Annotated in this window: 18 protein-coding genes and 1 pseudogene; 9 read left to right on the forward strand and 10 right to left on the reverse strand. The window is 71.1% G+C overall.

What is annotated here, in order from left to right:
* Nucleotides 1-8 precede the first annotated feature (8 nt).
* The 4 genes from ABZ406_RS01530 to ABZ406_RS01545 are packed head-to-tail and all read left to right on the forward strand — an operon-like array spanning nucleotide 9 to nucleotide 5,905.
* A complete protein-coding gene (locus tag ABZ406_RS01530; RefSeq protein WP_357755132.1) occupies nucleotides 9-2,687 on the forward strand; it encodes a LuxR C-terminal-related transcriptional regulator in 2,679 nt (892 codons plus the stop codon).
* A 16-nt stretch (nucleotides 2,688-2,703) separates the two neighbouring features.
* Entirely contained in the window at nucleotides 2,704-3,990 is a 1,287-nt protein-coding gene (locus ABZ406_RS01535) for a nicotinate phosphoribosyltransferase (protein WP_357755135.1), read from the forward strand.
* A 45-nt stretch (nucleotides 3,991-4,035) separates the two neighbouring features.
* Nucleotides 4,036-4,617, forward strand: coding sequence for an isochorismatase family protein (locus tag ABZ406_RS01540; RefSeq protein ID WP_357755138.1), 582 nt, complete (start codon nucleotides 4,036-4,038; stop codon nucleotides 4,615-4,617).
* A gap of 40 nt (nucleotides 4,618-4,657) precedes the next feature.
* Entirely contained in the window at nucleotides 4,658-5,905 is a 1,248-nt protein-coding gene (locus ABZ406_RS01545; protein WP_357755140.1) for an MFS transporter, read from the forward strand.
* A 466-nt stretch (nucleotides 5,906-6,371) separates the two neighbouring features.
* Here the strand turns inward: ABZ406_RS01545 and ctaD are convergent, their stop codons facing one another.
* Complete coding sequence (gene ctaD / locus ABZ406_RS01550; protein ID WP_357755143.1) at nucleotides 6,372-8,129, reverse strand: cytochrome c oxidase subunit I; 1,758 nt, start codon at nucleotides 8,127-8,129, stop codon at nucleotides 6,372-6,374.
* A gap of 130 nt (nucleotides 8,130-8,259) precedes the next feature.
* Nucleotides 8,260-9,366: an FAD-dependent monooxygenase gene (locus ABZ406_RS01555; protein ID WP_357755146.1), complete on the reverse strand. Its 1,107-nt coding sequence runs from the start codon at nucleotides 9,364-9,366 to the stop codon at nucleotides 8,260-8,262.
* 298 nt (nucleotides 9,367-9,664) lie between these two features.
* Between ABZ406_RS01555 and ABZ406_RS01560 the strand changes: the two genes are divergently transcribed.
* Both ABZ406_RS01560 and ABZ406_RS01565 read left to right on the forward strand, forming a co-directional pair.
* On the forward strand, nucleotides 9,665-10,786 hold the full coding sequence (locus ABZ406_RS01560) for a cellulose binding domain-containing protein (protein ID WP_357755149.1): 1,122 nt from the start codon (nucleotides 9,665-9,667) through the stop codon (nucleotides 10,784-10,786).
* 115 nt (nucleotides 10,787-10,901) lie between these two features.
* Nucleotides 10,902-12,467: a SulP family inorganic anion transporter gene (locus tag ABZ406_RS01565; protein WP_357755152.1), complete on the forward strand. Its 1,566-nt coding sequence runs from the start codon at nucleotides 10,902-10,904 to the stop codon at nucleotides 12,465-12,467.
* Between the two features lie 166 nt (nucleotides 12,468-12,633).
* Here the strand turns inward: ABZ406_RS01565 and ABZ406_RS01570 are convergent, their stop codons facing one another.
* The 3 genes from ABZ406_RS01570 to ABZ406_RS01580 form a co-directional block, all read right to left on the reverse strand.
* The gene (locus tag ABZ406_RS01570; RefSeq protein WP_357755154.1) at nucleotides 12,634-13,599 is read right to left on the reverse strand and encodes an N-acetylmuramoyl-L-alanine amidase; all 966 of its coding nucleotides are present in this window, start codon (nucleotides 13,597-13,599) and stop codon (nucleotides 12,634-12,636) included.
* The gene (locus tag ABZ406_RS01575; RefSeq protein ID WP_357755158.1) at nucleotides 13,599-13,751 is read right to left on the reverse strand and encodes a hypothetical protein; all 153 of its coding nucleotides are present in this window, start codon (nucleotides 13,749-13,751) and stop codon (nucleotides 13,599-13,601) included. The genes ABZ406_RS01570 and ABZ406_RS01575 overlap by 1 nt, the downstream gene beginning before the upstream one ends.
* A gap of 126 nt (nucleotides 13,752-13,877) precedes the next feature.
* Nucleotides 13,878-14,666 carry an aldo/keto reductase gene (locus ABZ406_RS01580; RefSeq protein WP_357755161.1) on the reverse strand — a complete coding sequence of 263 codons (789 nt, stop codon included), beginning with the start codon at nucleotides 14,664-14,666 and terminating at the stop codon, nucleotides 13,878-13,880.
* Between the two features lie 94 nt (nucleotides 14,667-14,760).
* Here ABZ406_RS01580 and ABZ406_RS01585 point away from each other — a divergent pair.
* Nucleotides 14,761-14,946 (forward strand): annotated as a pseudogene (locus ABZ406_RS01585) (ATP-dependent DNA ligase); the annotation flags it as partial.
* A gap of 14 nt (nucleotides 14,947-14,960) precedes the next feature.
* Nucleotides 14,961-16,151, forward strand: a complete 1,191-nt coding sequence (locus ABZ406_RS01590; RefSeq protein ID WP_357755465.1) for a threonine synthase — start codon at nucleotides 14,961-14,963, stop codon at nucleotides 16,149-16,151.
* Nucleotides 16,152-16,202: 51 nt separating this feature from the next.
* On the opposite strand, the gene ABZ406_RS01595 is transcribed toward ABZ406_RS01590, so the two are convergent.
* From ABZ406_RS01595 to ABZ406_RS01610, 4 genes are all read right to left on the reverse strand, one after another.
* Entirely contained in the window at nucleotides 16,203-17,573 is a 1,371-nt protein-coding gene (locus ABZ406_RS01595; protein WP_357755164.1) for a pectate lyase, read from the reverse strand.
* A gap of 259 nt (nucleotides 17,574-17,832) precedes the next feature.
* Nucleotides 17,833-19,632: a glycoside hydrolase family 15 protein gene (locus ABZ406_RS01600; RefSeq protein WP_357755166.1), complete on the reverse strand. Its 1,800-nt coding sequence runs from the start codon at nucleotides 19,630-19,632 to the stop codon at nucleotides 17,833-17,835.
* Nucleotides 19,633-19,674: 42 nt separating this feature from the next.
* On the reverse strand, nucleotides 19,675-20,067 hold the full coding sequence (locus ABZ406_RS01605; RefSeq protein WP_357755168.1) for a cupin domain-containing protein: 393 nt from the start codon (nucleotides 20,065-20,067) through the stop codon (nucleotides 19,675-19,677).
* Between the two features lie 336 nt (nucleotides 20,068-20,403).
* Nucleotides 20,404-21,282, reverse strand: a complete 879-nt coding sequence (locus tag ABZ406_RS01610; protein ID WP_357755170.1) for a sulfotransferase domain-containing protein — start codon at nucleotides 21,280-21,282, stop codon at nucleotides 20,404-20,406.
* A gap of 91 nt (nucleotides 21,283-21,373) precedes the next feature.
* Here ABZ406_RS01610 and ABZ406_RS01615 point away from each other — a divergent pair, with 91 nt between their 5' ends.
* On the forward strand, nucleotides 21,374-22,444 hold the full coding sequence (locus tag ABZ406_RS01615; RefSeq protein ID WP_357755172.1) for a hypothetical protein: 1,071 nt from the start codon (nucleotides 21,374-21,376) through the stop codon (nucleotides 22,442-22,444).
* A gap of 9 nt (nucleotides 22,445-22,453) precedes the next feature.
* Here the strand turns inward: ABZ406_RS01615 and ABZ406_RS01620 are convergent, their stop codons facing one another.
* Nucleotides 22,454-22,735, reverse strand: a complete 282-nt coding sequence (locus ABZ406_RS01620; RefSeq protein ID WP_357755174.1) for an adhesin — start codon at nucleotides 22,733-22,735, stop codon at nucleotides 22,454-22,456.
* Nucleotides 22,736-22,803 lie beyond the last annotated feature (68 nt).

Here is a 22,803-nt window from a genome sequence, read left to right on the forward strand (position 1 = left end):
CTGCGCGAATGAGTCGATGGGAGTTCGTCGGCCGCACGGACGAGCTGAACCGCCTGCTGGAAGCGGTGACCGGTGAGGCCGGCCGCGGGCTCTTCTTCAGTGGCAGCGCCGGCATCGGCAAGAGTCGGCTGCTGCGCGAGGCAGTCGGCGTGTTGCCCAACGACCGGTTCGCGATCTGGTCCATCGCCGCCAGCGCCACCACAGCGGCGTTGCCGTTCGGCGGGCTGGTCCAGGTCCTCCCCGCCGAGCAGCCCCAGGGCCTCTCCCCCGCCGGCGTCCTGCGGTGGGCGCTCAACCTGCTGCAACAGCAGGCGGCCGGTCGACGGATCGTGCTCGCCATCGACGACGCCCACCTCCTCGACCCACCCTCGGCCGCACTCGTGCACCTGGTCGCCCGCGCCGAGAACGCCACAGTGGTCGGCACCCTGCGCGACGGTGAGCAGATCCCGCTGCCGATCCGCGCGCTCTGGACCAACGACCTGGTCGAACACGTCGAGCTGACCCCGATGCCGCAGGAGCAGACCACCGACCTGCTGACGGCGATCCTCGGCGGCCCGGTCGACCCCGGTTCCGCCGACCGGCTCGGCCGACTGTCGGCCGGCAACCCGCTGCTGCTACGCGAGTTGGTGCACGCCGCAAACGGCAGCGCGGAGTTGAAGCGCACGTACGGCATCTGGAAGTGGACCGGGCGACTGGAGCTGGCGCCCAACCTGACCGACCTCATCGACACCCGGGTCGGCAAACTCACCGACGGCGTCCGCGCTGTCGTCGAGCTCGTCGCGTTCGGCGAACCACTGGGCCTGCACCTCCTGCGGCAGGCCGCCGAACAGTCGGACGTGGAGACGGCCGAGGAACGCGGGCTGATCACCGTCGTTCAACACGACAGGCGCACGAACGTCCGGTTGGCGCACCCGCTCTACGGCGAGGTGATGCGTCGCCGCTGTCCGGTGAGCCGCACCCGTCGGCTCCAGGCACACCTCGCCGAGCTGCTGGAGCAGGTCGGCAAACGCCGCCGCGACGATCTGCTGCGGGTGGCCGTCTGGCGACTCGACTCGGGCACCGCACAGGATCCGGCCCTGCTGCTGGACGCCGCGGTGCAGGCGTTCACCCGCTACGACGTCCCGCTGGCTACCCGGCTGGCGCGGGCCGCGCTGAACGCCGACGGCGGCTACGACGCGGCCGAACTGCTGGCCACCATCCTGATGTTCGCCGACCGACCCGAAGAGGCGATCGAGGTCCTCGACGCGGTGACGCCCGAGCCCGGCGACGAGCGGCGGTTCTGCCGCTGGCTGACCGTCCGAGGCATGGTCACCTACTGGGGGTTGAGCCAGGAGTCCACGGTGGAGGAGATTGCGAACCGGGTCGAGCAGCTCAGCGACTCCGCCGACCGGTCCCGGGTGCACGCCTTCGAGGCGATCATGCGCCTGCACCGGTTGGACACCGCCACCGCTGTGCAGCTCAGCCGACAGGTACTGGACCGGCCGGCGGCCGGCGTCGCCGCCCGCGAGCTGGCCCGCTCCACGATCGCGTACGTGCAGGCCGCGCAGGGCGAGCTGACCCGCAGCGGTACGGCGATCGCCCAGGTGCACTCGGCCGCGGCCAGTTGGCGCACCGACATGCCGTACCTCCAGTTGGCCCTGGAGCTGGCCCGGGGCACCCGACTCATGCTCACCGGCGACCTCGCCGGCATCGACGCGATAGTGGCCGACGAGTTCGCCGACCTCGCCGGCGCCGGCGACTTCCGCCTCGGCACCGGCTACCTGGCGATCCTCCAGGCGTACGCGGCCCGGCTGCGCGGGCAGAGCGACGCCGCGATGCGGACCTCCCTCGGTGCCTGCGCGGTGCTGGCCACGAGTCGGGTCTACGCGGGTCTGGCCCAGGCCGAACGCGCGCAGTCGGCGGCGCTGCGCGGTGACGCCGCCCAGGCGGTCGCGGCGATGGCCGAAGCCGACCGCACCCAGGCACCGGGTATGGCGGTGCTCTACCCGTGGCTGGAGCAGGCTCGGGGTGCGTCGCTCGCCGCGACGGGCGATCTGCCGGGCGCTGTCAAACACCTCGGCGACCTGGTGGACCGGCTGCGCTCGGACGGCTTCGCCGGGCACGAGGTGCACGTCCTGCACGACCTCGTCCGACTGGACCAGGCCGGCATGGAGGTTGGGCCGACCTGCTCCGACGGTGGCCGGCGCACGGTGGCGCAGCGCCTCGCCGAGCTTTCCGAGCGGGTCGACGGGGTGCTCCCGCCGCTGTTGGCCCGGCACGCCCGCGCCGCGGTCACCGACTCCCCCACCGGTCTGCTCGCGGTCGCGGACGACTACGCGGCCCTGGAGTTGACCGTGTACGCCGCCGAGGCCACCTCCCAGGCCGTCCAGCGGTTGCGCCGGCAGCACTCGGCCGCGGCGAACGACGCCCGGGAGCGCCTCGCCGGGTTGCTCGGGCGATGTGACCTGATCCGGACGCCGGCGCTCCAGGCCGGCGCGCCGGTGCTCACCGAGCGGGAGTGGCAGGTGGCCCGCCTCGCCGCGCACGGCGCCCCCAGCCGGGCCATCGCCGAACGGCTCTACCTCTCGGCGCGCACTGTGGAGAACCACCTCCAGCGGATCTACGCCAAGCTCGGCGTCGCCGGACGGGCCGAGCTGTGGGCGGCGTTACGGTCGATCCCGGGCCACGACGGCGGCGACGCGAGCTGAACCTTAGGCTGGGGCGGTGAGCATCCACCGCCCCGCGCTCCTGACCGATCACTACGAGCTGACCATGGTCAGTGCGGCACTGAAGGACGGCACGGCCGACCGCCGGTGTGTCTTCGAGGTGTTCAGCCGCCGGTTGCCGACCGGCCGCCGGTACGGCGTGGTCGCCGGGACGACCCGGCTGATCGAGCTGATCCGCGACTTCCGGTTCGACCCCACCGAGGTCGAGTTCCTGCTGCGGACGGGCGTGGTCGACGAGACGGCGGCGGCGTGGCTCACCGACTACCGGTTCACCGGCGACGTCGACGGGTACGCCGAGGGTGAGCTGTTCTTCCCCGGTTCACCGATCCTCACCGTCTCCGGCGGCTTCGCCGAGTGTGTGGTGCTGGAGACGGTGGCACTGTCGGTGCTCAACCACGACAGCGCGGTGGCTGCCGCGGCGGCCCGGATGGTGACCGCGGCGCGGGGCCGGGCCCTGATCGAGATGGGGTCGCGTCGGGCGCACGAGGAAGCGGCGGTGGCCGCAGCGCGGGCCGCGTACCTGGCCGGGTTCCGGTTCACGTCGAACCTCGCCGCCGGTGCGCGGTACGGCATCCCGACGGCGGGCACCGCGGCGCACGCGTTCACGCTGCTGCACGACGACGAGCGGGCGGCGTTCGCCTCGCAGGTCGCCACGCTGGGCAAGGACACCACGCTGCTCGTCGACACGTACGACATCAGCCAGGGCATCCGTAACGCGATAGCGGTGGCGGGGCCGGAGCTGCGGGCGGTACGGATCGACTCGGGTGACCTCGCGGTGATCGCTCAGCAGTCCCGGGAGCTGCTCGACTCGCTGGGCGCCACCGAGACCAAGATCATCGTCTCCGGTGACCTGGACGAGTACGCCATCGCCGCGCTGGCCGCCGAGCCGGTGGACATGTACGGCGCCGGCACGGCAGTGGTCACCGGCTCCGGGGCGCCGACCGCCGGGCTGGTCTACAAGCTGGTCGAGGTCGAGGGACGCCCGGTGGTGAAGCGGTCCGAGCACAAGGCGACCATCGGCGGCCGGAAGGTAGCGGTCCGACGGCACAAGCCGACCGGCACCGCCACCGAGGAGGTCATCGTCCCGCAGGGCGTTCCGGACCGGCAGCCCAACGACCGCTTGCTCCAGCATTCGTACGTGGTGGCCGGCGAGCCGGTGAGGCTGCCCACCCTCGACGAGTCGCGGGAGCACCTGCGGGAGTGCCTGATCTCCATCCCGTGGGAAGGGCTGAAGCTGTCGGCCGGCGACCCGGCCGTGCCGGTCACCGTCGTACCCGCCGGCTGAGCCGTCCCCCGAGCGCCACCGACAACACGGAGAGAGGAACCCCCGATGGCCAACGCGCTGATCATCGTGGACGTGCAGAACGACTTCTGCGAGGGCGGCTCGCTGGCCGTGGCGGGCGGCGCGGGGGTGGCCGCCGGGATCTCCCGGTTGCTCGCCACCGAGCCGGACCGGTGGGCGCACGTGGTCGCGACCAAGGACTACCACGTCGACCCGGGTGCCCACTTCGGCGATCCGCCGGACTTCGTGGAGTCCTGGCCCCGGCACTGTGTGGTCGGCACCAGCGGTTCGGAGTTCCACCCGGAACTGGACACGGCCCGGGTCGAGGCGATCTTTCACAAGGGTGAGCACGCGGCGGCGTACTCCGGTTTCGAAGGGCATGCCGACGACGGCGAGTGCCTGGCCGACTGGCTGCGCCGGCACGACGTGGACCGGGTCGACGTGGTCGGCATCGCCACCGACCACTGCGTGCGGGCTACCGCGCTGGACGCCGCCCGGGAGGGCTTCGCCACCACGGTGCTGCTGCAGTTGACCGCCGCCGTCGCCCCGGCGACCACCGACGTGGCCCTCCGCGCGATGGACGGCGCCGGGGTGGTGATGCACGGCGAGCCTGTGATCACTGCCGCATGAGGCGTTATTAGGTTGGCCCCGGGGCCGCCACCGGTCGAGGATGTCGCCGGAGGTACGGACCCACGTGAACATGAAGCCTTACCGGCAGGCGCTCGCCCTGCCCGGCCTGCGGTCGCTGCTTGTGGTCGCCGTCCTCGCCCGCATCCCGCTCACCGCGACCGGGGTGACGCTCACCTTCCACGTGGTGCTCGACCTTGATCGAGGCTACGGGGCGGCGGGCCTGGTGGGTGCGGCTGTCACAGTGGGCGCGGCGATAGGCGGGCCGCTGCTCGGCCGACTCGTGGACAGGCGTGGACTGCGCCCGGTCCTGGTGCTCACCGGGATCGCCGAGGCGATCTTCTGGTCCACAGCGCCCTCCCTCACGTACCCGGTGCTCCTGCCGGCCGCTTTCGTGGCCGGCTCCCTGGCCCTGCCCATCTTCTCCGTGGTTCGGCAGTCGATCGCCGCGCTGGTCCCCGAGGAGCAGCGCCGCCAGGCATACGCCCTGGACTCGATGTCGGTCGAGTTGTCCTTCATGATCGGCCCGGCGTTGGCGGTGGCCCTGGTCACCGCGATCTCCGCGCAGACCACCATGTATCTGGTCGGTGGTGGCATCGTCGCCGCCGGAATCGCCCTGTGGGTGGTGAACCCACCGATCCGGGAGGCCACCGAGCCCACCGGCCCGCAGCGCCGGGTGCCACGCCGGGAGTGGCTGACACCCCGACTGCTCGCTGTCCTGGCTCTCAGCGCCGCGGCGACCCTGGTGCTCGGCGGCACCGATGTAGCGGTGGTCGCCGTTCTGCGGGCCAGCGGCGAGGTCGGCTGGACCGGCGCGGTCCTGGCCATCTGGGCGGTCGCCTCGCTGGCCGGCGGTTTCGCCTACGGGGCGGTGCACCGCTCGTTCTCCCCGCTGGCACTGACCGCCGCGCTGGCCCTGTGCACCATCCCGGTGGGGCTGGGCGGTGCGCACTGGTGGCTGCTGTGCCTGGCACTGATCCCCGCCGGCGCGCTCTGCGCGCCGACCATCGCGGCCGGCTCGGACGCGGTCAGCCGCCTGGTACCGGCCGAGGTACGCGGTGAGGCGATGGGCCTGCACGGCTCCGCGGTCACCGTCGGCATCGCGGTCGGCGCGCCACTCGCCGGCGCGGTGATCGACGCCAGCGCGCCCCTCTGGGGCTTCGTGGTGACCGGTGCGCTCGGCGCGCTCGTCACCCTTGTGGTGCTCCCGATCGAGCTGCGCCGCCGCCGCAACGCCGACGCGGTCATCCCGCCGTCCGTCGAGGCCGACCTCACCTCCGCTGCCCGCTGACACCCCGCCCACGCAGCGGAGCGACGGGTCGCCGCTCTCGCCAGCCCTCGCACGGCGCTGCCGACCACTACGACCGCCGACACCGGCCAGACGGACCAGAGCCGACCCAGGCGGCACGGCCAGGCAGCGCGGCCAGGCAGCACGCCCGGGCAGTGCGGCCAGGGCGGCACGACCCGGGCAGCACGACCCAGGCAGCACGACCCAGGCAGCGCGGCCAAGCAGCATTGACCAGGGCCGACCCGGGCAGCACGACCCGGCATACCTACTGATGAGCCTGATGCCTGTGAGTCATCACGATGACTCACAGGCATCAGGCTCATCAGGGACACAGTCCCGAGGGCAGCCGCGTCGAGCCGGGACCGCGCCGGGCCAGACCGGGGCATGCCGGCAAAGACAGGGAAAGACACCGGGCGCCGCTCCCGGTTGTCCCGGAGGCGGCGCCCGTCGTACTGCTGAGCGTGAGCGGTCAGTGCCTGTCGACGTCGCTCGCGGTGTCCTCGCGGTAGCTGGCGCCGCCGTCCGACTCGCTGGTGAGCGGCTTGGCGCCACCCTCCGGCGGGCCGGCGACGCTCTGGCCGGCGGCCAACTCCGGGAACTTCGCGTCGAACGCCGGCCGCTCGGAGCGGATCCGGGGCATCTTGTCGAAGTTGCGCAGCGGCGGCGGGCAACTGGTCGCCCACTCCAGCGAGTTGCCGTGACCCCAGGGGTCGTTCACCTCGACGACCGGGCCGGTCTTGTACGACTTCCAGCAGTTGTAGATGAACGGCAGCGTGGAGATACCGGTGATGAACGCGCCGATCGTGGAGATCGTGTTCAACGTGGTGAAGCCGTCGCTGGGCAGGTAGTCGGCGTACCGACGGGGCATGCCCTCGTTGCCCAGCCAGTGCTGCACCAGGAACGTGGTGTGGAAGCCGATCATGGTGAGCCAGAAGTGCACCTTGCCCAGGCGCTCGTCGAGCATCCGGCCGAACATCTTCGGGAACCAGAAGTAGATGCCGGCGAAGACCGCGAACACGATGGTGCCGAAGAGCACGTAGTGGAAGTGCGCCACCACGAAGTACGAGTCCGACACGTGGAAGTCGATCGGCGGGCTGGCCAGCAGCACACCGGTGAGACCACCGAAGAGGAAGGTGACCAGGAAGCCGACCGCCCAGAGCATTGGCGTCTCGAAGCTGATCTGGCCCCGCCACATGGTGCCGATCCAGTTGAAGAACTTCATACCGGTCGGCACGGCGATCAGGTAGCTCAGGAAGCTGAAGAACGGCAGCAGCACCTGGCCGGTGGCGAACATGTGGTGCGCCCAGACGCTCATGGAGAGCGCGGCGATCGCGACGGTCGCGGCGACCAGACCCTTGTAGCCGAAGATCGGCTTGCGGGAGAAGACCGGGATGACCTCGCTGATGATGCCGAAGAACGGCAGCGCCACGATGTACACCTCGGGGTGCCCGAAAAACCAGAACAGGTGCTGCCAGAGCATCGGCCCACCGGTTGCCGCGTCGTACACGTGCGCACCGAGGATGCGGTCCGCGGCGAGCGCGAACAGCGCGGCGGCGAGCAGCGGGAAGACCAGGATCACCAGGAGGCTGGTGACCAGGATGTTCCACGTGAAGATCGGCATCCGGAACATGGTCATGCCGGGCGCGCGCAGGGTCAGCACCGTGGTGATCATGTTCACGGCGCCGAGGATCGTGCCCAGACCGGAGATGGCCAGACCCATGATCCACATGTTGGCGCCGACACCCGGCGAGTGCTCGACGCTGCTCAGCGGCGCGTACGCGAACCAGCCGAAGTCAGCGGCGCCACCCGGGGTGAGGAACCCGGCGGTCGCGATCGTGCCGCCGAACAGGTACAGCCAGTAGGCGAAGCTGTTCAGCCGCGGGAAGGAGACGTCCGGCGCGCCGATCTGGATCGGCACGATGTAGTTCGCGAAGGCGAACACGATCGGCGTCGCGAAGAACAGCAACATGATCGTGCCGTGCATCGTGAACAGCTGGTTGTACTGCTCCGGCGACAGGAACTGCAACCCGGGTCGGGCCAGCTCGGCACGCATGACCAGGGCCATCAGGCCACCGATCATGAAGAACGCGAACGCGGTGATCATGTACATGATCCCGATCTGCTTCGCGTCCGTGGTTCGCAGCAGCCGCGCGATGGCCGACCCCTTGACCGGCTCCCGGACCGGCCAGGGCCGGGTCACGACCGGCTTGGGTGCGACGGTGGTCACGAGTGGCCTCCGGTTCTCGGTTGTCCCGCTCGGCACACGCTGGTTATCGGCGGGCCGTCATCCGCAAGGAGGATAGTCCCCGGCAGGTCGCAGCGCCGCGTGGGGTGGCGTGACACGATCTACTTCGGGCCTACAGCGGGCCGAGCAGGAGCCGGTAGTGCTCCCCGAAGATCCGGTCGCCGCGTCCGCGCAGCAGCGGGTCGCGCAGCGCCGGCGGCACGTCCCTGGTCCGGTTGCGGTCGCGGGTCCGGTCCCGCACCCATCGGGTACGCGGGCGGCGACGACTTTCGTACGCCACGAGCGCCGCCTCCACGCTGGTGGCGGCGCGCAGCGACTCGGCCAGCACCACGGCGTCCTCCAGCGCCATTGCCGCGCCCTGCGACAGGGTCGGCGCGGTGGCGTGCGCGGCGTCGCCGACCAGGAGGACACGACCCCGGTACCAGCGGCCCAGCTCCACCTCGTCGGTGATCCCGACGTGCACCTCGTCGAGAGCCGCCAGCACCTCGGGAACCGGGCCACGGTAGTCGGCGAAGAGTTCCCGCAGCCGGGCCAGCGGATCGGCTGGTTCTTCGGTGCCCGCCTCGTCGGCGTAGAGATGCAGTCGCCCGGCACCGATCGGCACCATCAGGAACCCGGAGCGCTGCCCGAGCAGTGCGGTCCACTCGGTGACAGGTGGACCGTCGCGCAGGACGGCCCGGTAGACCACCTGCCCGACCGGGCGCGGCGGCCCACCGAGGGCGGCCAGCGCACGGACCGAGGAGCGTGGCCCGTCGGCGCCGATGACCAGGTCGTACTCGGTGGTGGTGCCGTCGGTGAAGGTGACGCCGACAGCGCCCGGGAGGAGGTCCAGGGTGCGGACCTCGGCACCGTGCCGGACGGCGCCGCCGGCACCGCTGAGCAGCACCCGGTGCAGGTCGGCCCGGGGTAGGGCCCGGCACTCGCCGACGCCGGCCCAGAGGGCGTCGAGGTCGACCTCGCAGAGTTGCGCGCCCGCGGCGTCGAAGAACCGCTGCCGGTGGATCACCTGCCCGGTCGGCCGGACCGGGTCGTGCAGGTCGAGGCGGTGCAGTGCGCGGGCGGCGTTGCCGGGCAGGTAGAGGCCGGCCTCGGTGGACTCCCCCGGTGGCAGCTTGTCGGTGACGTCGGGCCGGAAGCCGGCCAGGCGCAGCGCCCGGGCCACTGCCAGGCCGGCGATGCCCGCGCCGACGACGAGGATGCGCAGGGGGGAGCCACCCATGGTGGTGTACGCCTCCGGAGGGGGAGCGGCACGCGTTGGAGGCAACACGCTACTCGGAGCGATCGGCGCACACCAGGCCCAATCGGTCCGCACCCCGCCACTCCTCGACGATCCGCACCGCTTGGCCGCTGTCCGGCGCCAGCCGTCCGGCGGGGCACGGCAATCCGCACAATGTGCCGGTTCGACCCGTACGGTTGCGCAGCAGTTTCAGACATGTAAATGTGTGATTGAGCGTGGGAGCGCTCCCGCATTGCCCCACCACATCCGGCGCCCGGCACGCGCCGAGTCAAGGAGCGTCATGAAACGTCAACTTCGAGCCCTGGCCGCCGCCGGGTTGCTGGTCGCCAGTTCGCTGGTGGCAGTGGCCTTCGGTGGCAGCGCCTCCGCCGACACGCAGATCTGCGAACAGTACGGCTCCACCGTCATCCAGGGCCGCTACGTGGTGCAGAACAACCGCTGGGGCACCACCGCCCAACAGTGCATCAACGCCACCAGCAACGGCTTCGAGATCACCACCCTGAACGGCAGCAGCCCGACGAACGGGGCGCCCACGGCGTACCCCTCGGTGTTCTTCGGTTGTCACTACACCAACTGCTCCCCCGGCACGAACCTGCCGATCCAGGTGAGCCAGATCAGCAGCGCCACCAGCAGCATCTCCTACCGCTACGTCAGCGGCGCCACCTACAACGCGTCGTACGACATCTGGCTGGACCCGTCGCCCAAGCGGGACGGGGTGAACCAGATGGAGATCATGATCTGGCTCAACCGGCAGGGTTCGATCCAGCCCATCGGCTCGGTGGTCGGCACCACCAACCTCGCCGGCCGCACCTGGGAGGTCTGGCGGGGCAGCAACGGCTCCAACAACGTCATCTCCTACGTCGCGCAGTCGGCGATCTCCAGCCTGAACTTCAGCGTGCTGGACTTCATCAACGACACCCGCAACCGGGGCGCGATCACCAACTCCTGGTACCTGACCAGCATCCAGGCCGGTTTCGAGCCGTGGCAGGGCGGCGTCGGCCTGGCCGTGACGTCGTTCTCGGCAAACGTCAACGGTGGCGGCCAGCCGCCGACCAACCCGACGACCCCGCCGCCGAGCGGTGGCGCGAGCTGCGCGGTGAAGTACACGGCGAACTCGTGGAACAACGGCTTCACCGCCGACGTGCTGGTCAGCAACACCGGGTCCAGCGCGATCAACGGCTGGACGCTCGCCTACTCGCTGCCCGGCGGGCAGACGGTCACCAACGCGTGGAACGCCACGGTGAGCCAGAGCGGGTCCTCGGTGACCGCCCGGAACGTCGGCCACAACGGGTCGATCGCACCCGGCGGCACCGCGAGCTTCGGCTACCAGGGCACCCTGAGCGGGTCGTACTCGTCGCCGACCAGTTTCTCGCTCAACGGGGCGAACTGCACTCGTAGCTGATCCGACCACGACGGCGGGGGCGTGACCCGGACGGTCGCGTCCCCGCTGTCGCGCGTAGCGGATGAAAGAATCACGCTTAACTATGCATTAATATTACTTAAGTACCTTCCAGAAGATGTCGGCTTTAGCGTCATTTCGGCACGATGTCCCTTCGTCGATCGTCGTCTTCCTGATCGCCATACCGCTGTCCCTGGGCATCGCTGCCGCCTCGGGAGCACCGCTGCTGGCCGGGCTGATCGCCGCCGTCGTCGGTGGAATAGTCGCCGGGGCGCTCAGCGGCGCGCCGCTCCAGGTCAGCGGACCAGCGGCCGGGCTCACCGTGATCGTCGCGGGCACCATCGCCGAGTTCGGCTTCGCCGGCACCGCCGCGATCGTGACAGTCGCCGGGCTGCTGCAGATCCTGCTGGGCATCACCCGCCTCGGGCGGGCCGCGCTCGCCCTGTCGCCAACAGTCGTACACGGGATGCTGGCCGGCATCGGCCTGGTCATCGCGCTGAGCCAGGTCCACGTCGCACTCGGCGGCGCACCCCAGAGCTCCGCCTGGGCGAATCTGCGTGACCTACCCGGCCAGATCGCCGATTACCACAGCGTGTCGGTGCTGCTCGGCGCGCTGACCATCACGCTGCTGCTGGTCTGGGCACGTCTGGTCAAGACCACGATGCTGCCGGCGACCCTGGTGGCGGTGGTGGTCACCACTGTGGTCGCGACGGCCGTCGGTGCCGACGTGGAGCGGGTGGACCTGCCCGCCGACCCCCTGGGCGCGATCGCCTTCGCCCGCTGGCCCGACGCGCCGCCGTGGGAGGTTCTTCCGGCCGTCCTGACCATCGCCCTGGTGGCGAGCGTGGAATCTCTCCTCTCCGCGGTGGCCGTCGACCGGATGCACCACGGCCCACGGGCGAACCTCGATCGTGAACTCATCGCCCAGGGCGCCGCGAACGCCGTGTCCGGGACGCTCGGCGGCCTTCCGGTCACCGGCGTCATCGTGCGCAGCTCGGCGAACGTCGCGGCCGGCGCGCGCACCCGCGCCTCGGCCATTCTGCACGGGGTCTGGATCGCCGGGTTCGTGATCGCCGGCACCGTACTGCTGGAGATGATCCCGATGGCCGCGCTCGCCGCGGTCCTCGTGGTGGTCGGCGTACGGCTGGTGAGCCTCGCCCAGATCCGCACGTACGCCCGGCACCGGGAGCTGCCCATCTACGTGGTCACCGCCGTCGGCGTGGCCGCGACGGACCTGCTCATCGGGGTCGGGCTGGGCATGGCGACGGCGGTGCTCTTCATGTTGTGGCGGTTGGCCCGGTGCGAGATCCACGTCACCGAGCCGAATCCCGGCACCTGGCTCGTGTCGATCATCGGCACGCTCGCCTTCGTCGCCTCCGGACGGCTCACCCGCCGACTCACCGCCCTGCCCCCGCGGCAGCACGTCCAACTCGAGCTGCACCTGGACTATCTCGACCACGGCGCGTACGAGACGATCCGCGACTGGCAGGCGTCCTACACACGGGCGGGTGGCACCGTCCACGTCGACGAGGTACACGGCTCGTGGCTCCATCGTGCGGGCACCGACGGGCTCGGCACCGGCAAACGCACCTCCCCGTGCGTGACCCGGGATCGTCGGTCTCCGGATGCGCAGGGGCCGGCCCGTCACGAGTTGCCGCCGCCGAGGTCCACTCCGATCCCGTGAGATCGGGGCGTCGCCCTGGCACGCCCCGACTTCCGGGAAGTCGAGTCGATCACGCCGGGGCGGGCGCGTGACGCCGAATCGCGGCTCGGCCGCCCGGGCCGGCGACCCGGGCGGGCGACCCGGGCCGGCGACCCGGGCCGCCCGAATCGCGGCCGGGCTGTCGGGGTCAGACGCGGGTGAGGCGTACCGCGTCGGCGATGACCAGGCCCGTGGTGTTGCTCCACCGGCTCACGCCGACCCGGTTGGCGTCACCCGCCGGGAGGGTGAACGTGCCGAGGATGCGCCACTGCCCGCCGGTCGCGCGTTGGTCGACCCGGACGGTCTGGTTGCCGGTGCTGGTGGCGACGATGTACGGGGCGGCGCTGTTGTAGCCCGTGTTCGCCGGCCACCACGCCTCGACCCGGTAGCTGGCGGTGGCCGGGACGTTGAACCGGTACCAGGCGACATCGCTGGCCGCCACGGGATCCGCGTACCGGTAGTCGGCGCCGTAGCGCTGACTGGAGTACGACGACACTCCCCAGTTGGCGCTGGCGGTGAACCGCCCACTGGTGGTGTTGTCCACCGTGGAGGACCAGGCCGTGCCGCCGCCGGCCATCCTCGCCGCCACGTCGGCACGCATGACGTTCAGGTCGATGAAGGACGGGTCGATCTTGCCGGAGGTGCTTGTCTCCCGGTGGCCCCGGGCGTAGCTGCTGTCCCGGCCGAGCCGGGTGAGCACGGCAGCGGTGGCGGCGAGCGACGCGTTGTACTGCGCGGCGGTCATTTCCTGGTTGACGCCGTTGTAGTCGATCTCCCACCCGATCATCAGGGTGTTGCCGTCCCCGGCCGGGATCGGCCCGCTGCCGCCGCTGACCCCGGCGTGGTTGCACCGGCCGGCGGAAATGACGTGGAAGACGCCGTTGTAGTCGACGAGCGCCTGGCACAGTGGTCCCGGCAGGTCGGAGCGGCCGTTGATGCAGATGCCGAGCGCCGGGTGCGGGTTGCTCGCGCTGGAGGTCGAGGCGGTGTGGTGCCAGAGCACCCCGATGGGGTCGAAGGTGCCGGGGCGCATCCGGTTGAGCCAGTCCCCCTCGACCACGACCTGGACCCCGGCGGCGCGCAGCACGTCCACCAGCCAGGGAATCGTCGCCATCAGGCGTCCTGGATCAGGTCGGCGAGGCACTCGGCCTTCGGCGCGGCGGTCGCCGCGGTGGGTCGGGCGACGACGGTGAGCGCGGCGACCACCAGGGCGGGGATGCCGAGCACCCCTCGGCGGCGCAGACGGATGGACGGGGTTCGGGGCATGGCGATCCTCCAGCGACGGCGGGTACGAACGGATCGACGAACGTGATGACGGGCACGCTATACCGTCACGTACGTCGATGTCGATACCCTTCATTCCTGCGCCGAGAGCTGAAGGAAACCGCCGAATCAGACCTCGCCGAGCGCGTCGATGTCGCGCATCTCCTCGGCCGTGAGCGAGAAGTGGAAGACGTCGAAGTTGGCGGTGATCCGCTCCGGGGTCACCGACTTCGGGATCACCACGATCTCGTGGTCGATGTGCCACCGCAGCACCACCTGCGCCGGGGAGACGCCGTGCGCGCCGGCGATCCTCGTCAACACCGGGTCACTGAGGTCGCTGGTCTTGAACGGGCTGTACCCCTCCAGCACCACGCCCCGGTCCCGGTGCTCGGCGTGCCGCTGCCTGTCGTACAACGACGGGCTCCATCTGATCTGGTTGACCGCCGGGTTCTCCTCGGTGGACTGGATCAGCTCGTCGATCTCCGCGGTGCTGTAGTTGCTCACCCCGACCGCCCGGGTGAGATTCTCGTCGCGAGCGGCGAGCATCTCGCGCCAGAGCGGGATGCTGTCCCCCGGCGACGACGGCGGCCAGTGGATCAGCCAGAGGTCGACGTACTCGACGCCGAGCGCCTCCAGGCTGGCCTCCAGTGTCGCCCGCTCCCGGCCCACCCGGTCCGGCGGCAGCTTGGTGGTGATGAAGAGGTCCTCCCGGCGCAGCCCGCTCTCCCGCACCGCCCGGCCGACCTCGCGCTCGTTGCCGTAGACGGTGGCGGTGTCGAGGTGCCGGTAGCCGGTGTCGAGCGCGGCCAGCACGGCGTCGTAACCGGCCTGGCCGGTGGCCTGCCAGGTGCCGAAACCGAGCAGGGGCATCCGCACGTCACCGGGGAGCAGGGCGGTGGGCTGGTCGCTGAGGTCCATGAGGTCCGTTCTACCCCGCCCGACCGCCGGCCGCCGAGCGAACCGGACACTCCGGCGTCCAGCGCACCGGTCCGGTTTGCCGGAGAATGCCGGTGTGACCGATCGGCTGGTCATGGCCGGTACGCACTGGCAGACTCCGCCGTGGTTCCCGGGCGCGGGCGACGAGGCCCTGCGTGCCGGACAGGAACAGGGCCTGCCGGGTGTGCTCGCCAAGCGGCTGGACTCGGTCTACCAGCCGGGGCGGCGCAGCCGGCACTGGCTGAGCATCGACGCGGTGTGACGGCGAGGAGCGACGTGTACCTGACCCACCTGGACTGCCCGCGCTGCGGCAGGGAGTACGCCGCGGACCGGCTACAGAACCTCTGCGAGTGCGGGTCGCCGCTGCTGGCCCGCTACGACCTGCCGGCCGTGGCGAAGGCGGTCACCCCGGAACGCTTCCCGCTGCGCCCGGCCGACCTGTGGCGCTACCGGGAGTTGCTGCCGGTGGCCGACCCTCGGCACGTCACCACCCTCGGTGAGGGCTGGACGCCGCTGCTGCGGGCCCCGGCGTACGGCACCGAGATCGGCATCGCGGATCTGATGGTCAAGGACGAGGGGTTGATCCCCACCGGCTCGTTCAAGGCCCGGGGCGCGGCGGTTGGTGTAAGCCGGGCTCGCGAGCTGGGCGTCCAGCGGATCGCGATGCCCACGAACGGCAACGCCGGCTCGGCCTGGGCCACCTACGCCGCGCGGGCCGGAATGGGCGCGACGATCGTCATGCCGCTGGAGGCGCCGAGCATCTGCCGGCGCGAGTGTGTCGCCGCCGGTGCCGACCTGCGCCTGGTCGACGGGCTGATCAGTGACGCCGGCCGGCTGGTGGCCGAGCTGATCGCGGCGTCGAACGGTGCGATCTTCGACGCCGGCACGCTGCGCGAGCCCTACCGGTTGGAGGGCAAGAAGACAATGGGGTACGAGATCGTCGAGCAGCTCGGCTGGCAGACGCCCGACGTGATCATCTATCCGACCGGTGGCGGGGTCGGCCTGATCGGCATCCACAAGGCGTTGCACGAGATGCGCGAGCTGGGGTGGATCGGCGACAAGCTGCCCCGGCTGGTGGCGGTGCAGTCAACCGGGTGCGCGCCGATCGTGCGGGCGTTCGCCGCCGGTGAGGATCGGGCGCAGCCGTGGGCGGACGCGCACACTGTGGCGTTCGGGATCACCGTGCCGGCCCCGCTGGGCGACGAGTTGATCCTGGCGGCGTTGCGGGAGTCCTCCGGCACCGCAGTCGCCGTCGACGACGCGGACATCCTGGCCGACCTGCGGGACTTCGCCGCCCGGGAGGGGCTGCTGCTCTGCCCGGAGGGGGCGGCCTGCCTCACGGCGGCGCGGCAACTGCGGGCCGGCGGGTGGATTCGGGCCGGCGAGCGGGTGGTGGTGCTCAACACCGGCGCCGGGCTGAAGTATCCGGACACCGTAGACGTGTCGGACGTACCCCTGATGGGGTGAGGTGGCGGCATCCCGCGGACCGGGCGGTCCGCGGGATGCCGTCGTGCCGGTCTACTGGTAGGTGATGTCGGAGGGTGAGTAGAGGCAGTTGACGCCGTCGGCGCCCTCGCCGATCTCGGTCGGCTCGCTGCCCTTCGGCACGCCCTTGTACTTCACGCAGATCGAGGTCTCCCGGTCCGGGTCGCCGACGATGGTGATCCGGCTGAACCGGGCGGTGTCGCCCCAGTTGGTGTTGATCCCGGCGATCGCGTCGGTGTTGCGGACGGTCACGTTGTCGATCACCACGTGCCGCTGGTACGACGTGGAGCAGTTGCCGCAGGCGCGGTAGAGCTTGCCGGCGTTCTCCACCCGGAAGTTCCTGATGTAGACGGTGCCCGCGCCGTTGTGCTGGAAGACCTTGTCACTGGCGGAGCGGGCACCACCGCCGTCGACGGTGTACGTGGTGCCGCCGCGGAAGGTCGCCGCATCCTCGCCGACGTCCTCCCACCAGACGTTGATCAGGGTGCAGTCGCCCTCGCAGTGCACGCCGTCGCCGGCCGGGGCCCCGATGATGACGTTGCGCAGGGTGGCGCCGGCGGCCAGCTCGAACATCGGGTCCTGGCTCTCGCTCTGCCCGCCGTCACCGATGCCGTAGAAGCGCTTGAGCCCACCGTCGAAGGTCCCGGAGACCGGAATCGTGGCGTCCACCTTCTGGCTGCTGGTGGGCGTCGGCCAGCCAGCCTGCGGCGGGGTGGTCGTCGGTGGCGGGGTGGTCGTCGGTGGCGGGGTGGTGGTCGGTGGCGGGGTGGTCGGGGTTCCGCCGCCGGACGAGTCGACCACCACGTCGTCGAAGCCGCCGCTGGCGTACGCGGTGACCAGACCGATCCGGCCCGCGCCGGTCAGGCTGTTGCTGCCGGATGCGATCTGCGTGCCGTTGACGAAGCCACGGATGGTGCTGCCGCTCGCCTCGATGCGCAGGGTGTACCAGGTGCCGGTGCCGGCGCCCAGCGAGGCGGACCCGATAGCGGTGACGGAGCTGCCGTTCACCGCCTGGAGTTCGGCCCGGCCGGAGCCGAGCACTGCCAGCCGGTACATCTTGGTGCTGCTGGTGGAGCGGGCGGCGAGCCCGACCAGGGCGCTCGACGAGCCGAAGCTTGCCGGCCGGACCCGGGCCTGCACGGAGTAGTTGGTCCAACTGGTCTGGCCGGCGAACAGCCGGGCCAGCTCGCTGCCGGCGTTGGACTGGTTGAGCACGCCCGAGCCGTCGACGGTCCAGGTGCCGCCGGACTTGGACCAGCCGGAGGTGTCGCCGTCGGTGAAGTTGTCGCTGAAGACGGTGGCCGCGAAGGCCGAGGTCATGCCGGCGGTGAGGGCCACCGCGGTCACCCCGGCACCCACTGCCAGCAGGAGTGGTCGGCGGCCGGGGAGTTGTCTTTTCTGCACAGGTGTCCTCCTTGACGCATGTGGTGGTGATCCCCCGGCGGCCGTACCGAGACGTGGCGGCACGGCGTGCTGCGCCGTGAGAGGGATCGGTGTGCGCCCCGCCGGATGCCCGGATCCGAAGCGGGGTGAAGCGGGATCAAAACCCTGGGGAAAGGGCTTTCCCGCCCCTTCGAGGCTAGGACTGCCCAAGCATCAGCGTCAATGCCTGACGCTTGCAGGTCTGTTGCAGGATTCCGACCGGAGGAGCACCGCCGACCGGTCAGTAGCTCTCCGGCTCGCTGATCCGCCAGGCCGCGTTGATCAGGCCGATGTGCGAGAGCGCCTGCGGCATGTTGCCGAGCTGCGCCCCGGTCGTCAGATCGACCTGCTCGCTGAACAGCCCCACATCGTTGGCGTACCCGGCAACCCGCTCGAAGAGCGACTCGGCGCGCTGCGGCTCACCCATCATCACCAGGCACTCCACCAGCCAGAACGAGCACAGCAAGAACCCCGCCGGGTCGGTCGTCCACCGTCGCAGCAGGCCGTCCTCGGTGCCCAGCTCACGCTCGACCATCGAGATGGTGGAGCGCATCCGCGGGTCGGTCGCCGGCAGGAAACGCGCCACCGGCATAGCGAGCACCGAGGCGTCCAGCTCCGCCGAGCCGAACGCGCCGGTGAACGCCCCGATCCGGTCGTTCCACCCCTCGCGTAGCACGGTGTCGCGGATCTCGTCGCGTACCGCCGCCCAGCGACGAGGGTCGGCCCGATCGCCGAGCCGGTCGGCGAGCCCGACCGCCCGATCCATCGCCAGCCAGCAGGACACCTTGGACGAGACATAGTGCCGCTCCTCGCCGCGGGTCTCCCAGATGCCCCGGTCCGGCAACTGCCACGTGGCGGCCACCTGCTCGGTCAGCCCGAGCACCATCTCCAGCAACTCGCCCTCGAACCGCGTGCCGAGGTAGTCACGCAGCCGCCACACCGCCGACATCACCTCACCCGGCACGTCGAGCTGCCGCTGCCGCCAGGCGTCGTTGCCAATGCGCACCGGTCGGCTGTCACGGTAGCCGCGCAGGTGGTTGCAGTGGTGCTCGGAGAGGTCGCGCTCCCCCTCCAACCCGAAGAGCACCGGGACAGGCTCGTCGCCGAACCGGCCGATGGACCGGGTCGCCCAGGTGAACAACCGGGACGTCTCGTCGGGGCAGGCCGCCACCCACAGCGCCCGCATCGTCAACGAGAAGTCCCGCAGCCAGGAGTAGCGGTAGTCGTAGTTCCGGTCGCCGCCGATCCGCTCCGGCACCGAGGAGGTGAGCGCGGCGGCGACCGCACCACTGCGGGCGTACGTGAGACCGGTCAGGACCGTCGAGCTGTGCGTGACGAGTTCGGGGTAACGGCCGGAGTACCCGTGCGTCTCCCGGAACGCCTGCCACGCCTCTGTCGTCTCGGCGAGGGTGGTCAGCGGATCCATCCGGGCCGGCGGGTCGCCGTACGCCTCGCCGAACGCGAGGTCCATCCCGATGACCTGACCGGCGGAGACCTCGAACTCGTGGGTCACCCGGTCGGTGCCCGCCCGCAGACGCAGGCCCCCGGCGCGCAACATGAGCACGACCGGGCCGGCGCCGGCCAGCACCCCGCCGTCCGGCTGCTCGTGCAGGTACGGCGTGAGCAGGCCGTATTCCGGGCGGGGCGCGAAGTCCAACGCCATCCGTACCCGCCCGGAGAGTCCCTTGACCACGCGGATCAGCACGGCGGGTGAGTTCTTGCCCAACTCGTGGGCGCGGGCACCGACCTCGGCGGCCAGGGCGTCGATGACCGCCACGCTGCCGTGCGGTGTGTGGTGCACGGTCCGCAGCACCAACGTGTTCGGCAGGTACGCGCGCTCCACCCGGTGACCCGGGCCGCCGACGCCGACCGGCGCCAGCCGGAAATGGCCGGCGCCCGGGTCGAGCAGCCGCGCGAACACGGACGCCCCGTCGAACCGGTGCGGACACCACCAGTCGATCGAGCCGTCCTTGCCGACCAGGGCACCCGAACGGGAGTCCGAGAGGAACCCGTAGTCGGAGATCTCCGGCTGCTGCTCCACCCGCCGGGGATACCCGGATCGGTCGGGATCAGGCGGCGCGGCTCACTCGGTCGGCGGCTCGTCCTCCCCCGCCGCCTCGGCCGCGTCGGCCTCTTCCTTGGTCTTGTGCACCGCCTGGTCGGCGTGCTCCGGCGGCCCGTAGACGGTGTACAGCACCAGCGGGTTGGGGCCGGTGTTGACGAAGTTGTGCTTGGTGCCGGCCGGCACCACGACCAGGTCGCCCGCGACGACCTTCCGCTTCGAGCCGGCGACCCGCGCCTCGCCGACACCGCTCACGAAGGTGAGGATCTGGTCGATGTCCTCGTGCACCTCCTCGCCGATCTCCCCGTCGGCGGGGATGGTCATGATGACCAGCTGGGTGTGCTCACCTGTCCACAGCACCCGCCGGAAGTCGGGGCTCTGCTCGGCGACGGTCGCGATAGTGAAATGCTCCATGCCCACGCTCATACCCCGTCCGGTGGCGCGCCACGCCGGGACTGGCGGATGGTGCAATTCCCCACGCTCGGTGGGTTTGGATCTGCCCGGAGCGGGGATCGAGGAGCGGACCGGCACGAGCGGCCGGTCGAGCCAGGTCCCCGCCGGCGTACCGCCGAACGGCTGCGGTGGTGGGAGACGGCCAGAGCACGGCGACGTTGCGACAGTGTCGAAACGGCGCCGTGCGCTCTTTTCCCCCCGGTCCCCCGCGATCTCGCACTTACTGTTGGACCATAAAGGGCATTCCACGCGTGTCGGCAACCGAAACCGCAAGATCGGCGCGGACGGTGGGAACCGTCAGCGGTGCAGCCAGGTGAGCAGGTCGGGCGGGGCCTGGGCCCGGGCCCGTTCCTGGTAGCGGGACTGCCCGGCCTCGGGCAGCAGGTCGCGCCCCTGGCCCGAGCCTCCCCGACGGAAGAACGCCTGCCTGTCCCGCAACACGCCGAGCGTGTCCGGTGCGAGCCGGTCGGCGCGCTCCCGCATCCGGCCGAAGGTGGCCGCCTCGACCACCTCCGGCGTCGGGCGCGGAAGGTCCCACAGGTCGGCGAGCCGCCGCATCTCACCACCCAGATCGGCCAGCAGGTCGTCGTAGTGCACCAACTCGACGTTCGGCTCGTGCCGGCGGGCCCACGCGTCACTCAGGTGCATGAGCACACCGGGCAGCGAATCCAACTCGGCACGGGGGTCCACCTCGCGGTCGACCCAGCTCAGCAACCACTCCTGCACCGGCGGCCGCTGCGCGGGTGGGCCGTCCGGTGCGGGTTGGCCGGTCAGCTCGGCGAGGCGCGCCCGATCCAGGTTGGCGACCTGGTGATAGAGAGAGACCGCCAGGTCCAGCGGGTGCCGGGCCACCACGACGTAGTGCACGCGCGGGTCGAGCGGTATCCCGTCCAGCGGGGTGTGCGTCTTGATGAACCGCCGGTGCGGCTGGGCGGCCAGCCGGTCGTACACCGTGTCCTTCGGCTCGCCCAACCAGTCCAGCCACGGTGACAGCTCGGTCAGCGGCGCCGGCAACTCCGGGGTGCCCAGCACCAGGAGCGCACAGATCATCTGCATCCAGGTGGTGCCGCTCTTGGACCGGGTGCTGATCACGATGTCGCCGTCGCGGAACGGGAAGCCGGTCCACCGCGCGCTGTCCTCGTCGTCGGATCGGTATCGGTGAATCGGCGTGGGCATCCGGGGATGGTAGTCGCCGAACCGACAGTGCAGCAGCCGAATTCCGACCCACAGCCCTGTGGCCGGCGCGTATGCCTGGCTAGATTGAAGTATGGTGCCCGCCCACGGGGGCCGGGCGGCGGCACGTCTCTACCGCCCCATCCTCGCCAGCCGACGGGGCGAGCTCGAGGCCCTGAACCACATCGATCCCGCGTACGCCACGCTCGTCGCCCCGGTCCTGGAGATCGGTGCGATCGGCAGGTCCACGATGGACTCCATCCGTGGGTTGCCGTCCGGCCTGATGCCCGCCATCGACGTCAGCGCGCTGCCCGACATCCCCGAGGCGGAGCTGACCCGTTGGGGCGTACCTGTGGTGCCGGTCATCGGGCTCACCGAGAGCGACCACCGGTTGGTCGCGCACGGCGCGGCCGCGCGGGCGTACGGCCGACGCGCACTCGTGCGGCTGCGGACCGGCCAGGACCGGGCCGGGCCGGACGCGAGCACCACAGCTGTGGAACGGATCTGGCGGTTCACCGACCTCACCCCGGAGGAGTGCGACCTGCTGGTGGACGCGGGCGACGTGTGCTGCCCGGCCGACGTGCGGACCGCCGAGCCCCGGGTCCGCCATCTGCTCGACTGGGCGCGCCGACACGCGTGGCGGTCGGTGACGGTGGCGGCGGGCGGTATGCCGCCGACGCTGTCCCGGTTGCCCACCGACGAGCCGGTCCAGTTGGAGCGTTGGGACTGGCAGCTCTGGCGACGGCTGGCTGACGCCGGGGTCGACTACGGCGACTACGGCGTCCACCCGGCCGGGCCGGGCGCCGGCGACCCCGGCGACCGGTTGCCGACAGTGCGATACACCGACGACGGCAGGTGGTGGGTCTACCGCTGGGCGCGACGCGGCGGCCGGGGCGACGAACGTTTCGCCGACCTGTGCCGCACGCTGGTGTCGGCACCACACTGGCCGACCACCGGGGCGGCGTTCTCCTGGGGTGACCACGAGCTGCTGCGCCGGGCCCGCAGGGGTGCCGGCGCCGGCTCGACCGCCAACTGGGCGGCGTGGAGCACCTCGCACCATCTGGCCCACGTGCTTGCCACCCTGCTGCATCCGCCCGAAGACGGCGCGCCGAGGTGGCACCCCGGGAAGGGTCCGCCTCAGCAGCGGGGACGACCGCTGCGGTGAGGGTCGGGTCTACTGCTTCTCGGTGAAACCGAACTGGATGATGCCCTCGTCGTCGACAGTGGCGTCCACCGACGCGTCGCCGAGCAGTTCAGCGGCGTCCTCGTCCAGGAAGATCCGGGCGCCCTGGTTGTCGACCACCCGGTCGCCCTGTGCCGGTTCGGGCACCAACTCGACGGTGAGCGAGCCGGCCTCGGCGTCGGCGGCGATCCGCACCCCGCCGTCCTGGGCGACGTCCTGTTGGGTGGCGAGGTCACGAATGACGAGCACGGCGTTGTCGGTCATGGTGAGCATGGCGGGAACTCCTCGTGGATTGTCGGCTCGCTGTCGGATACCGCGCGGATCGGACAATCGGCCCGCGC

The organism is Micromonospora sp. NPDC005710, assembly GCF_040630995.1.
Taxonomy (GTDB): Bacteria; Actinomycetota; Actinomycetes; order Mycobacteriales; family Micromonosporaceae; genus Micromonospora.